Source organism: Paenibacillus sp. FSL R7-0302 (assembly GCF_038006885.1).
GTDB lineage: Bacteria > Bacillota > Bacilli > Paenibacillales > Paenibacillaceae > Paenibacillus_AQ.
On sequence record NZ_JBBOWB010000001.1, the window covers coordinates 2501060 to 2513827 of the forward strand.

Sequence of the window (12768 nt, forward strand, 5' to 3'; positions counted from 1 at the left end):
CGGAGTGCACAATGGGTGATATAGTATACAAATGATCAATCTACTTGAAAAGGAGTACATACAGATGAGAGATGATCTTTGCCGGATCGGCATTATTGATATTGGTTCCAACTCTATACGGCTTGTAATTTATGACACGACGAAGGCAGGCGGCTACAAAATCATCAAGGAATGTAAGTACTCTGCCCGTTTGAGCGAGAAGATTACGAAGGAGGGCAGGCTGGAGAAGAAGGATATGGATACGATCATACCTGTTCTTCAGCAGTTCAAGGAGATTTGTGATGATTTTGAAGTAGAGAGAATCCGCGCAGGCGCCACCGCCGCCATCCGGAATGCAGCGAACTCAGCGGAGATCATCAGCTATCTGTCAGAGGCCTCGTCGATTCGGATTGAGGTGGTCAGCGGATATCAGGAGGCGTACTTCGGCTTCCTTGGGGTGATTAATGCTTTTGACGTCCAGGATGGCTTCGTGATTGATATCGGCGGGGGCAGTACCGAGGTTACCTTATTCCGCGGACGGCGTTATCAGCAGAGTATCTCGTTCCCGTTCGGTGCGGTCAACACAAATCAGATGTTCAGCCAGGGCGGCAACTGGAATGCGGATCAGGTCCGCAAGCTGCAATTATACGTAACCGGCAGGCTGGTGGAGCATGACTGGCTATCGACGGGCACAGGACTTCCGCTATACGGGCTGGGAGGAACGCTTCGCTCACTGGCTAAGCTCGATCAGAGGAACCGCGATTATTCGCTGCCTAATTCCCATGGTTACGCGCTGGAGCACGAGACGATCGAACGGTTCATGGAGGTTCTGCCTGCTACTTCGTTTGAGAAGCGCAAGGACCTGGACGGGCTGTCCAAAAGCCGGGCGGATATCATCGTGTCCGGGCTGATTATTTTCCATACCGTCTATCATTACATTGGTGCCAGCCGGGCGCTGATCAGCGGCGAAGGCCTGCGTGAGGGCATGCTGCATGATCTGCTGGAGCCGGAGCAGCCGGTGCGTGACAGCGCGCTGGAGTACAGTCTGGATACGATTATCCGCTTCGATATCCGAACCTCCAAGCGGCATCTCGACCATATCAACAAGCTGGCGCTGAGTCTGCTGGGGGCCTTTGAGCGGGAAGGGAACCGGGAGGAGCAGGAGATGCTGGTCTATGTGGCGATTATGCTGCACCGGACAGGCTCTAACATTAACTATTATCAATCCAAGCGGCACACGCACTATTGGCTGATGAATTCACCCATCCGGGGACTGACGCACCGCCAGCTGATTCTTAGCGCGTACATCGCTTCCTACAGCACAAAAAGCCGGAAGCAGAAGCTGTCCCTGATGCATAAGGACATTTTGCTGCCTTCCGACGAGGAATGGATTCATAAGCTGGGTACATTAGTGCAGTTAAGCATTGCGCTGGACAGCACCGAGATCGGCATTGTCAGCGGGCTGAAGTCCCGTCTGCATAATCATACGCTGGATCTGGAGCTTCAGGGCGGACAAGTGCTTATCGGCCTGGAGGACATTGAGAATGCACTCAAAGCCTTCAGGAATGCTTGGTCGGTGAAGGTAAAGCTCGGCTTCCCTTCCAGCGGGTAACATCCATAGCGGCGAACTGGCTCCGGAGCGGGGCCTTTTTGTCGTCGATCCGTTCATAATATCCGTTGGGCTGAAGGAAGCTGGATTTGACATTGTCCATCAGCGACAGCTCCAGAATCTTGACAATCTGATCGCGGATACTGCTATCCTTCACCGGACACATCAGCTCGATCCGCCGGGTCAGGTTACGTGTCATCCAGTCGGCACTGGACAGGTAGACCTCGGGATCGCCGCCGTTCTCGAAGTAATAGATGCGTGAATGCTCCAGGAAGCGGTCCACAATGCTGCGGACCGTAATGCGCTCACTGAGGCCTTCAATTCCCGGACGCAGACAGCAGACTCCCCGGACGATCAGATCTATAGATACTCCAGCCTGGGCAGCGCTATACAGATAGTCAATAACCTCCTGGTTCGACAGGGAGTTCATCTTGGCGATAATCCGGGCAGGCCGGCCTGCGGCGGCATGCTCCGCCTCACGCAGAATCAGCTTCTGGAGCGACAGACTCATATTGGTCGGTGCTACGATGAAGGAGTTCCAGTTGTAATTGGCAGAGTAGCCTGTCATCTGATTGAACAGCTCTGACGCATCCAGGCCAATCTCATGATTGGCGGTGAACAGGCTAAGGTCGGTATAGGCCTTGGCCGTGCTGTCATTGTAGTTGCCTGTTCCTACATGAACATAACGGCGCAGCTCCGAGCCTTCCTGGCGGACGATCAGCGTCACCTTGGCATGGGTCTTGAGGCCGACGAGACCGTAGACCACGTGGCAGCCGGACTGCTCCAGCTTACGCGCCCAGGCGATGTTGCGTTCCTCATCGAAGCGGGCCTTCAGCTCCACCACCACCGTAACCTGCTTGCCGGACTCGGCCGCGTTGGCAAGGGCAGTGATCAGCGGAGAATTGCCGCTGACCCGGTACAGCGTCATTTTGATCGCCATCACTTGCTCATCCTCGGAGGCCTGGATAATGAAATCCGTCATCGCATCGAAGGATTCGTACGGATGATAGACCAGCACATCACGGCTGCTCAGCACCTCGAAGAAATCCTCATTCTCATCGAATTCTGCCGGATACATCGGCTCGACAGGCGGATTGAGCAGATAGCTGAAGCCCTTCAGACTGCTGGTGAAGCTGCGCAGGAACCCTAGATCAAGCGGACCCTCAATCTCGAAGAGGAAGTCCTCCAGCTCGAATTCAGCCTGAAGCTGCTCCAGTGCATAGGGATGGATGCCTTTCTGGACCTCCAGACGGGCAGGCACGCCGCGGCGGCGTTTGCGGAGCTCCTTCTCAATCTCCTCCAGCAGATCCTCCGCGCCTTCTTCATCTATCGTCAGGTCGGAGTTGCGGGTCAGGCGGAATTCGTTGACAGCTACCGGATCATAACCGCTGAATAAGGTCTGAATATGATGGCGGATCACATCTTCAATGAATACGAATTGCCTTTTTTTGCTGTTCGAGCGGTGAGGCAAGGGAATGCAGCGTGGCAGATTGGACGGAATCTGCAGAATGGCGAAGTAAGGCTCATCCTCCTGGCTGTCCTTGCGTGTCAGCACGACAGCCAGATAGATGAATTGGCTGTGAACCAGCGGGAACGGACGGCTCTGGTCCACAGCCATCGGAGTCAGCACAGGGAAAATAATATCACGGTAGTATTCCTCAACCGACAGCTCCTGTGCCGGTGTCAAGTCTTCATAATCAACGAACACAATGCCCTCTTTGTGCAGGCTGCGTGAAATATCCTTAAAGGTGCGGTACTGGTCGGCGACGATTTTGGTCACCCGTTTGCTGAGGCGTTTATAGAGGCCGGAGGGCGTGTAGCCGGTAAAATCTTTTTTGGTATATCCCGCCCGGATCTGATCCTGGATGCCCGCTACCCGGACACTGATGAACTCATCCAGGTTACTGGACACAATGGCCAGGAATTTGGCCCGCTCAATCAGCGGGTTCTCCGGGTCCTGTGCCTCGCCGAGCACCCGACGGTTGAACTCGATCCAGCTGAGGTCACGGTTAAGATAGGCTGTTGCAGGACTGATATTGTTGATTTTTTTCTCATCTGTATTCACGTTCATGGACCCTCCAAGTTGCTTCAATGTCTAGTTAAGATATCGTATTCTTTCATTCTACTATTTGCTTAAGCGAGAAATGTTAAAACTGTGTAAAATTTTTGCGAATATTCAGGAAACATGGCATAATTCTGCAGAGTCTCTTCATAATGATTAAGAATATGTAATATTTGCATCCTTGATAACGCTTTATTAGGGCTAATTATTTCCAATATCCACAAAAACATAGCCAATGGTTACAAAGTTGTGATATATTCATTACTGTTAGTTTACAAACCGCTCGTCACCATTGAAGGAGGCAATTCATGAAACTCAAGATCAGAGCCATCACCGCCCTGGCGGCCGTACTGGGACTCGGCACCTTGCTTCACGCAGCTCCCGTTCAAGCCGACAGCGTACATATCGCTGGAGAGACTACAACCTATTATACTCTATCCAATCATTATGGCATAAGTGTAGAAGAGCTTATGAATGCGAACCCGCAGATTTCAGCGCTAAATATCTATCCCGGGCTGAAATTCACCATTCCGGGTGATGTTCAAGCCAAGACTGTGGCAGCAGCTTCAGTAGAAGCTGTGGACGCTGCAGAAGTTCAAGCCTTGAGTGTGCAGCCGGCAACCAACACTGTTCAAGCCTGGGGCAAAGAATTCAATTATGCCAAAGTGCTGCAGGTCAAGGCTTCCGCCTATTCCTCGGCAGCCAGCGAGAATGGCAAGTGGGGCGCAGTCGATTATTTCGGCAATACGCTGAAGCTCGGAACCATCGCCGTTGACCCGAGCGTGATTCCGCTGGGGACGAAGGTGCTCGTAACCGGGTATACCCATCCGGGCCTTCCGAAGCAAGCCTTCGTAGCTACAGCCACGGATATGGGAAGTGCGATCAAGGGCAACAGGATCGATATCTTTATTCCGGGCAGCCAGAGCTTTGTAGCCAATTTCGGTTATCAGTATGTACATTTATATATTATTGAATAAACCGATAATGATAAGTTGCACCACTGCAAGCATAACAAGTATTAATGAAAAGGAAACAAAACCAGGCAGCTTCCGCCGGTTTTGTTTCCTTTTTTGTTACCCTGCTTATCAAGCGGCTATTTGCTCTTGCTGACCTGGAGCATCTGGGGAACGGTTACGAAGCTGTATCCGCGCTGGCGCAGATTGCTGATAATCTCGGGCAAGGCCTGCAATGTTCCCTGAAGATTACTGCCCCTGCCGCCGCCCCCGTGCTGAAGGATGATGGCCCCTCTGCCGGCCCGGGAGAGGATGTTATGCTTGACCTGATTTTTGGACAGCCCTCTCCAGTCGAGCGAGTCGACGTTCCAGTTCACCAGCTTATAGCCATGCGCCTTCGCCCATTTAAGCTGCGGCTCGTTGATGTCGCCATACGGCGGGCGGATCAGCTTCGGCTTGTATCCGGCCAGCAGCTGCAGAATATTCTCCGTCCGGATAATCTGGATGCGGAAGGCATTCATACTCAGCTTGCTGAACTGGGGGTGATTATAGGAGTGATTGCCGATAGCATGACCTTCGCGGATCATCCGGGCTACCAGGGCGGGATGCTTCTCCGCACGGCTGCCGACCACGAAGAATGTAGCTTTGACTTTATATTTGCGCAGCACATCCAGGAGCTGCGGGGTGAAACGCGGATCAGGCACATCATCGAAAGTGAGAGCGATCATTTTGCGGCGGGGACCCTGGGTCTTGAGAGTCTCCGGGTATTTGCGCAGCAGCTGGCTGAGGGAGAGGCCTTTGCTTTTTTTATGGCGCTTTACTGAAGATTGGGAGGCCGCTGATCCCGCCGGTACCGCCGTTTCCTCTTCAATAGAAGCTTGTGGCCGGGAAGATGGCAGGATCTCTTGTGCCGGCACTGGCGCAGGACTATCTGCCGCTGCAGCAGAGACAGACACAAGCTCCGCAGCCGGTGCAGACAGGGCCAGGGCAATGACGGATATGAGCAGCACAATGCGGCGGAATTTTACCAGTTTCATCGGAACGATGCCTCCTCCAACCACGGGTCCGGTTAGTTTAGAATATAAGGTTGTTATTTCCATGCAGCCGTGAATTTATGCCCTACGTGCCGCGGAGCATTCAAAGATTTATCACATCCGCAAATCGTTGTATACTGAAATGGATCATAGATACGGGAAGGATGGAGACAAGAATGACCGATTTGTTTGCACCTTATGAACTGAAGGCTCTGACCCTGAAGAACCGCGTGGTTATGCCGCCAATGTGTCAGTATGCGGTTGAGAAGCAGGACGGTATTCCAACGGATTGGCATCATGTGCATTATGTCAGCCGTGCGGTCGGCGGAACAGGCTTCATTATTGTAGAGATGAGCGGGGTTCATCCGGACGGACGGATCTCGAATCAGGACACAGGGATCTGGGACGATGGACAGATTCCGGCGTACAAGCAGTTGACGGAGGCCGTTCATGCCTATGGAGCGAAGATAGCGATTCAGCTCGGTCATGCCGGTCGCAAAGCTGTTGATGCCGCCCCGCCGGTTGCTCCTTCAGCGATTCCGTTCGACAGCAACTATGCAATGCCCAAGGCGCTTAGCCGTGAAGAGATCGCCGGGCTGATCACCGCCTACCGGGAAGCGGCGCGCCGTGCGGTTGAAGCGGGATTCGATACCGTCGAGCTGCACGGAGCCCATGGATACCTCATTCACCAGTTCCATTCCCCGCTCTCCAATGTCAGGGATGATGAGTACGGCCAAGATCCTATCCTGTTCGGGGAACAAGTGGTGGAGGCGGTGCGTGAGGTGCTGCCGGCTGAAATGCCGCTAATCATGCGGGTCTCCGCCAAGGAATACGTCGAGGGCGGTTATGATGAAGCATATGCGCTGGAATTCTGCCGCCGCTACAAGGAGGCAGGGGTAGACCTGTTCCATGTATCCTCGGGCGGGGAAGGGCCGATAGGCTCGAATGGAGGCCCTAATGCCGGGCCTGCTTATCAGGTGGGGCTTGCCGAATACATACGCAGCGGATTACAGGTTCCTGTTATCGCAGTCGGGCGTCTGGAGTCGTATGAGGAAGCGCAGGCGGTGATTACGGAAGCGAAGGCAGAGCTGGTAGCTGTAGGCAGAGGTATGCTCAGTGACCCGTACTGGGCACTTCATGCTGCGGAGGCGCTGGGCGGAATTAATACGTCCGATCTGCCCGTACCTTATTTGCGCGGAATCTGGAATAAGAAATAGAGGGCATCATTTGTGAATAATGTCACAGATTTTAAGTTCCTTCTAAGGCATGGTTAATAAGATTAAATTTGAAGGAGCTTGATAACGTGGCGACGGTGATTAGTAATGAGCGGCTGGCTGAAGGAGTGTACCACCTGGCAGTTGAAGGGGGGAACAGCGGGGAGATGGGTCAGTTCTACATGCTGCGGGCATGGGGAGCCTATCCGCTGCTGTCCAGACCGCTTAGCATACATCAGGTGAATGATAACGGTGTTGAATTCTTGTATCACGTAGTAGGTGAAGGAACAGAGATCCTTGCCGGACTGAATCCGGGCGATCCGCTGGAGCTGGAGGGACCGTTCGGCACAGGCTTCCCGCAGGTCGAAGGTAAGGTAGCGTTAGTGGGCGGGGGGATCGGAATTGCTCCGCTGTATTATTGTGCGCAGAAGCTTCCAGGGAGTGATATCTATCTCGGCTTCAGCCGCGAGCCGTTCCGTACAGAAGCCTTCCGTCCTCTGGCTGCTGAGCTGACCGTTGATGTAGGCGGACTGATTCTGGACAGCGTGGATTTCTCGGCGTATGACCATATCTTCGTCTGCGGCCCGCATCCGATGCTGAAGGCTGCACAGCTCAAGGGCAGCGCTCCAGATCCTGCGGGTAAGCACCCTGACGTCTATCTGTCACTGGAGAACCGGATGGCCTGCGGAATCGGCGCTTGTCTGGTCTGCAGCGTCTCCTGCAAGGACGGGCAACGCAAAGCCTGCGCAGACGGTCCTGTCTTCCTGGCTGAGGAGGTACTGTTCCATGATTAATACAACTGCAACGATTGCCGGTGTGTCCTTCAAGAACCCGATTGTGATGGCTTCCGGTACCTTCGGCTTCGGCCGTGAGTATGGCCGGTTATACGATGTGTCCCTGCTGGGCGGAATCTCCGGCAAAGGACTTACGCTTCATGCCAAAGCCGGGAATCCAGGAATCCGCGTCTATGAGACGCCTTCCGGTATGCTGAACAGCGTAGGGCTTGAGAATCCGGGAGTAGAGGCCTTTCTGGCCAAGGAGCTGCCGTATTGGGAGACGCTGGATACCGCACGTATCGTGAATCTGGGCGGCAATACGCTGGCGGATTACGTACTGGGCGCGGAGCTGATCCAGCGGGACGCGGATGCCCGTCTTCTGGCCGGGAAGCCGGCCGTGGATATGATTGAGCTGAATATCTCCTGCCCGAACGTGAAGGAGGGCGGGATTGCTTTTGGTGTGAAGACTCCGGCAGCCCAGGAAGTGGTCCGTGCGGTACGGGCGGCTACAAGTCTGCCGCTGGCCGTGAAGCTGTCGCCGAATGCTGAGGATATCGCAGAGATGGCTGTGATGTGCGAAGCAGAAGGCGCGGACGCCGTCTCTCTGATCAACACGATCTCCGGGATGAAGATTGATGTTCGCCGCCGCCGCAGTGTGTTCAATAACCTCTATGCGGGACTGTCCGGACCAGCGATTAAGCCGGTAGCTCTGCGTATGGTGCATCAGGTATCCCGCAGGGTAACTATTCCGGTGATCGGCATGGGCGGCATCACTTCGGCCACGGATATTATTGAATTTATTATGGCGGGAGCGACTGTTATACAGGTTGGAACCTACAATTTCATGAATTTGCGGGCCGGCAGCACGCTTGTAGAAGAATTGCAGCAGTTTATGAAGGAAGAGAATATTTCCTCACTGGATGAGATCCGTGGTATTGTATAGGCAGCAAGCCGGTTTGCAATGATCTTTTTGCCGTAGAATGAGAGATCTCTACAGCCTATGGTTAATATAAAGGGAGGGGTGTTCTGCTTGACAACGAATCTGGTGCATCCTGACGATATTGTGCTGTCCGAGACCGAGGTGGGCCGTGATCTGCTGCTGCTGATTACCGGGGGAGTGCGCCATATCGGTGCCGCAAGCACGGCGTACATGGACGGAGAATTCGCGCGGGTGATGACCTCTGCCGTTCCCCATCATAAGGAGCATACGATCAGTGAAGCCATTGCGCTGAAGGCTGCTGCCGCATTGAACCGGACAGTCACGGTTGTGATGGGCATTCACTATGACGATCTGAGCAAAGAGGGCATTCTTGCGGTCGTAAATATTGTGAATGATAAGGTGGAGCAATATTTAGTACAGAAGGCTGACACAAATTTTTGAAACGATCCCCGTCTCCCTGCGTAAAAGATACCATTGAACAACTAACTTTACTTTTGGAGGAATGAACGATGTCTATATTTAAAAGATTGCGTGATCTGACCATGTCCAATGTGAATGCGATTATCGATAAAGCGGAAGATCCGGTTAAAATGACCGACCAGTACATTCGTGACATGACGGAGGATCTGGAGGATGCTGAGAAAGCGGTAGCTGCCCAGATCGCTATTGAGAAGAAATTCAAACAGCTGTACGAAGAGCAGGAAGCGCTCGTGAACAAGCGTAATCAACAGGCTCATGCAGCCGCTCAAGCCGGTAACGCCGATCTGGCCCGCCGTGCCCTTGAAGAGAAGAAATCGGCAGAAGCCAAGCTTGTAGAGTACAAGACCAGCTTCGACCAGAACAAGGCTTCCGCAGACAACCTGCGCGGCAAGCTTGACGAAATGCGCAAACAGCTTACCCAGATGAAGAACAAGCGGGAGACACTCGTTGCCCGTTACAACGCTGCGAAGGCACAGACCGAAATTAACAAAGCGATGAGCGGCTTCAGCTCCGACTCTGCTTCTGCCGGACTCAAACGGATGGAAGACAAGATGCTGCAGGCCGAAGCACAGGCGGAAGCCAGCAACGAGATGAGCTCGGGCAACAAGTCGCTCGATGATGAGTTCGAGAAGCTGGGCAAAGACCAGGCGGTTGAAGATGAGCTGGCTGCGCTGATGAAGCAATACGAGAAACAATAACATATTGGCATAAGCCGGACTTTAGGCAATTGTCCACAGGCGAAGGGGAGACAGAACCAGCGGTTTCTCCTTCGCTTTATGTTTGTCTTACCAGTTGTGAAATATGAACAAGCGGGGGCTGGAGTAATGGATTTCGATACCCTGGTGTCCATGGTAGTATGGACGGTCAGCGGCGCAGTACTGCTGTGTGTGCTGATGCTCGTGGATTCGCTGTTTACCCGTTATAATGATATGGAAGAGCTGAAGGCAGGAAATATGGCCGTGACTACCCGGCTGGTGTTGAAGCTGCTGTCACAAGGCTATATTTTATCGGCATCCATTGCTGCGGCGAACCGGCTCGGGACCGCCCTGATCGTCTCAATTGTCTCTTTTATCCTGTTATTCGTGCTGGAGAAGACGGTAGAGCAGTTGCTGAGCCGGTGGGGGAACCTTGAACTGGATCACGGCACCCAGCTTGGCAAGGTCGGATACGGGCTGATGGCAGGCTCGCTGCATGTGACGGGAGCCTTGATTATTGCGGCCTTTATTCGCGGATAAGAAGAAGGAATAGCGTACCAATCTGTAGGAGGATGATGGCTTTGGGTCTTTGGAAAAGAATCGGCAATCTGTTCTCGAAGCCGGAGGCGCCTAAAGCGCCCGCAAGCATGCTGACCCTGTCTCCCGGAGATATCTGTGAGGTCTCCCTGGTCACTTATGAAGTGACGGGCCGGACGAAGACAAGCGGCCGTAATGCAGTTGTACTGACGCTGCGCGACGGGAGCCGGATCGCCTATCTGTATATAGAAGAGCGGGAAGAGCTGCAATACAGATTGTATCACCCGATAGACGGGCGTCTGGACAGTCCCTCCGAGGTTCCGGCTACCCTTGAGCTGGATGACCGGACCTTTTATCTGGAGGAAGAATATGAAGGATATGCCGCCGTTACCGGGCAGACGCCTTATATGAACGGCGGGGAGCAGCATGTCTGGCAATACCAGTCAGATGATTCGCGGCTGCTGCGCGTGGAATGGCAGAATGGACGGTTCATGCTCTATGAGGGTGAAAGTGTCCTTTCGGCTGATGTAAGAGTGATCCGCGCATCTTAAGCTGAACTGAAGCAGCGCTGCGGCTGCGCTGCTGACATCGGAATGGAATAAGGGATGCATGCGCTTGTTACAGGCCTGTGCATCCCTTTTGCCATGCCTTCATGTTAGAATAGGGCGTAATTGGTTTAATGAGCAGCAATCTACCGGAGAAGCAGAAGGAGTGAATTCAATAGTGACTAACCGAGAGAATCATAACAAGGAATATAACAAAGATTCTAACAACGAATACAGTAATGATTATAGTAATGATAAATTTCAGCGGTCAGCGCTTCAGGTTGCAGAAGCTCAAAGCAGGCTGAAGCCGTATGCTGCGCTGCTTGCGCCGGAAGCTGTATCCCTGCATCTCAGCAGCGGGCGTTATCTGGCTGAGACTGCCCATGCACCACATCCCTTTCCGGCATTTGACCGCTCCAGCATGGACGGCTTCGCCGTGATTGCGGCAGATACTGTAGCGGCAGGAGACCCTGACACGGTGTGGCTTGAAGTCGTCGATGTCATACCCTGCGGCGCAGTAGCCTCCAGAGAGATTACGGCTGGCACTGCTGCGCGCATAATGACGGGAGCGCAGATTCCAGACGGCGCAGATACAGTGATTATGATGGAAGCCACGGAGAACCGGATGGAAGCTGGAGTCACTTATGTCGGTATCCGCAAGCCGCAAGAGCGGGGGCAGCATATTACCCCTTGCGGGCTGGAGCTTAGTACAGGTGATCCAGTGCTTCCTGAAGGGACGCTAATCGGCGCTGGCGAAATTGCTGTTCTGGCAGCACTTGGAGTGCCGGAGGTTCCTGTACGCCGCAGGCCCAAGGTGGCGGTCTTCGCTACCGGAACTGAGCTGCTGGAGGTGGACGAGCCGTTAGTCCCGGGCAAAATCCGCAACAGCAACTCCCCCATGCTGGAGGCGCTAATCCGGGAAGCGGGCGGGGAGCCCGTGATGCTTGGTGCGATTATCGATGATCTGGAGCTGGCCCGGAGTAAGGTGCAGATGGCACTGGAGAGCTATGATCTGGTGATTACTACCGGAGGCGTATCCGTAGGGGATTATGATATTATGGGGGATCTGGTCCGTGAGCAGAGCGGAGAGATGCTGTTCAATAAAATAGCCATGCGTCCCGGCAGCGTCACTACAGCTGCTGCTCGCGGCGGGAGCATCCTGCTGGCCTTATCCGGCAATCCGGGCGCCTGCTTCGTAGGATTCCAGCTGTTTGCCCGTCCGGTCATCGGGCTGATGCAGGGTGCAGTACAGCCGTATCTGCCGGAGTGGACAGCGGTGCTGGGTGAAGATTATAAGCGGGCCAACAGCTTCACCCGCTATGTCCGCGCCCGTCTAGAGATCCGCGAAGCAGTTCTCTATGCTTATCCAGCCGCCGTGGACGAGTCATCCGTCACAGTTACGATCAAAGACAGCGATTGCCTGATCGTCATCCCGCCGGACAGCGGACAATTATCTGCCGGTGACAAGGTAACTGTGCTGAAGCTGCCGGGTGAGATTCGAGGGGAGCAGCACGGCAAGGCTTAGTATTTCTAGTAGCGACCGGCCGGCAAACCGACAAGTCAAAGGACTAACCACCTATATATTGATTATTAAATTTCATCATATGAAAAATTCATAATAGAACCGCAAAACCCGGTCATTTATCTGGATACCGGTAGCTGATTGTATTTCCTGCAATAGAAAACACATACTTGACCGTGAAATGAGATTCTATTGTATTTCATACAGTGGAATGTTGTGTTTTGGATGAAAAAGGGCCTTGGTACAACATTCAATTGTACCGAATACAATAGATTCTTTTTCGAAGCCGTTTTTACCGCGTTCTATTGTACAAAATACATTTGCTGTCGTTCCGTCGTCTAAAGCACCTAAATAACTGCTGCTTTGAACTCAAAATTAGTTAAAAATTCAATACATGAAAAATTCACAATAGTAAGTTCAAA

12 protein-coding genes are annotated in these 12768 nt (G+C 53.2%); 10 read left to right on the forward strand and 2 right to left on the reverse strand.

What is annotated here, in order from left to right:
• Window positions 1-64: 64 nt before the first annotated feature.
• Window positions 65-1591 carry a Ppx/GppA phosphatase family protein gene (locus MKY96_RS10950; RefSeq protein ID WP_340940334.1) on the forward strand — a complete coding sequence of 509 codons (1527 nt, stop codon included), beginning with the start codon at window positions 65-67 and terminating at the stop codon, window positions 1589-1591.
• Here MKY96_RS10950 and ppk1 read toward each other — a convergent pair.
• Complete coding sequence (gene ppk1 / locus MKY96_RS10955; RefSeq protein ID WP_340940336.1) at window positions 1539-3659, reverse strand: polyphosphate kinase 1; 2121 nt, start codon at window positions 3657-3659, stop codon at window positions 1539-1541. The genes MKY96_RS10950 and ppk1 overlap by 53 nt on opposite strands.
• Window positions 3660-3958: 299 nt before the next feature.
• Here ppk1 and MKY96_RS10960 point away from each other — a divergent pair, with 299 nt between their 5' ends.
• Window positions 3959-4627, forward strand: a complete 669-nt coding sequence (locus MKY96_RS10960) for a 3D domain-containing protein (RefSeq protein WP_340940337.1) — start codon at window positions 3959-3961, stop codon at window positions 4625-4627.
• Between the two features lie 116 nt (window positions 4628-4743).
• Here the strand turns inward: MKY96_RS10960 and MKY96_RS10965 are convergent, their stop codons facing one another.
• Window positions 4744-5640 carry a polysaccharide deacetylase family protein gene (locus MKY96_RS10965; protein ID WP_340940338.1) on the reverse strand — a complete coding sequence of 299 codons (897 nt, stop codon included), beginning with the start codon at window positions 5638-5640 and terminating at the stop codon, window positions 4744-4746.
• Between the two features lie 173 nt (window positions 5641-5813).
• Here MKY96_RS10965 and MKY96_RS10970 point away from each other — a divergent pair, with 173 nt between their 5' ends.
• The 8 genes from MKY96_RS10970 to MKY96_RS11005 all read left to right on the forward strand — a co-directional run bounded on the left by MKY96_RS10970 (window position 5814) and on the right by MKY96_RS11005 (window position 12349).
• Window positions 5814-6854, forward strand: a complete 1041-nt coding sequence (locus tag MKY96_RS10970) for an NADH:flavin oxidoreductase/NADH oxidase (RefSeq protein ID WP_340940339.1) — start codon at window positions 5814-5816, stop codon at window positions 6852-6854.
• A gap of 86 nt (window positions 6855-6940) precedes the next feature.
• A complete protein-coding gene (locus tag MKY96_RS10975) occupies window positions 6941-7645 on the forward strand; it encodes a dihydroorotate dehydrogenase electron transfer subunit (RefSeq protein WP_340940340.1) in 705 nt (234 codons plus the stop codon).
• Window positions 7638-8570, forward strand: a complete 933-nt coding sequence (locus MKY96_RS10980; RefSeq protein WP_340753374.1) for a dihydroorotate dehydrogenase — start codon at window positions 7638-7640, stop codon at window positions 8568-8570. The genes MKY96_RS10975 and MKY96_RS10980 overlap by 8 nt, the downstream gene beginning before the upstream one ends.
• 87 nt (window positions 8571-8657) lie before the next feature.
• A complete protein-coding gene (lpdD, locus tag MKY96_RS10985) occupies window positions 8658-9008 on the forward strand; it encodes a prenylated flavin chaperone LpdD (protein WP_340940341.1) in 351 nt (116 codons plus the stop codon).
• A 68-nt stretch (window positions 9009-9076) separates the two neighbouring features.
• A complete protein-coding gene (locus tag MKY96_RS10990; protein WP_340753376.1) occupies window positions 9077-9745 on the forward strand; it encodes a PspA/IM30 family protein in 669 nt (222 codons plus the stop codon).
• Between the two features lie 126 nt (window positions 9746-9871).
• On the forward strand, window positions 9872-10282 hold the full coding sequence (locus MKY96_RS10995) for a DUF350 domain-containing protein (RefSeq protein ID WP_036726501.1): 411 nt from the start codon (window positions 9872-9874) through the stop codon (window positions 10280-10282).
• Window positions 10283-10323: 41 nt separating this feature from the next.
• Window positions 10324-10830 carry a DUF4178 domain-containing protein gene (locus MKY96_RS11000; protein ID WP_036695414.1) on the forward strand — a complete coding sequence of 169 codons (507 nt, stop codon included), beginning with the start codon at window positions 10324-10326 and terminating at the stop codon, window positions 10828-10830.
• Between the two features lie 172 nt (window positions 10831-11002).
• On the forward strand, window positions 11003-12349 hold the full coding sequence (locus MKY96_RS11005; protein ID WP_340940342.1) for a molybdopterin molybdotransferase MoeA: 1347 nt from the start codon (window positions 11003-11005) through the stop codon (window positions 12347-12349).
• Window positions 12350-12768 lie beyond the last annotated feature (419 nt).

Bases quoted from the DNA above. Each gene is read 5' to 3' on its own strand.
- ppk1 (WP_340940336.1), bottom strand. From the start codon at position 3,659: ATGAACGTGAATACAGATGAGAAAAAAATCAACAATATCAGTCCTGCA.
- MKY96_RS10970 (WP_340940339.1), top strand. From the start codon at position 5,814: ATGACCGATTTGTTTGCACCTTATGAACTGAAGGCTCTGACCCTGAAG.
- MKY96_RS10980 (WP_340753374.1), top strand. From the start codon at position 7,638: ATGATTAATACAACTGCAACGATTGCCGGTGTGTCCTTCAAGAACCCG.
- MKY96_RS10990 (WP_340753376.1), top strand. From the start codon at position 9,077: ATGTCTATATTTAAAAGATTGCGTGATCTGACCATGTCCAATGTGAAT.
- MKY96_RS10965 (WP_340940338.1), bottom strand. From the start codon at position 5,640: ATGAAACTGGTAAAATTCCGCCGCATTGTGCTGCTCATATCCGTCATT.
- MKY96_RS10960 (WP_340940337.1), top strand. From the start codon at position 3,959: ATGAAACTCAAGATCAGAGCCATCACCGCCCTGGCGGCCGTACTGGGA.
- MKY96_RS10995 (WP_036726501.1), top strand. From the start codon at position 9,872: ATGGATTTCGATACCCTGGTGTCCATGGTAGTATGGACGGTCAGCGGC.
- MKY96_RS10950 (WP_340940334.1), top strand. From the start codon at position 65: ATGAGAGATGATCTTTGCCGGATCGGCATTATTGATATTGGTTCCAAC.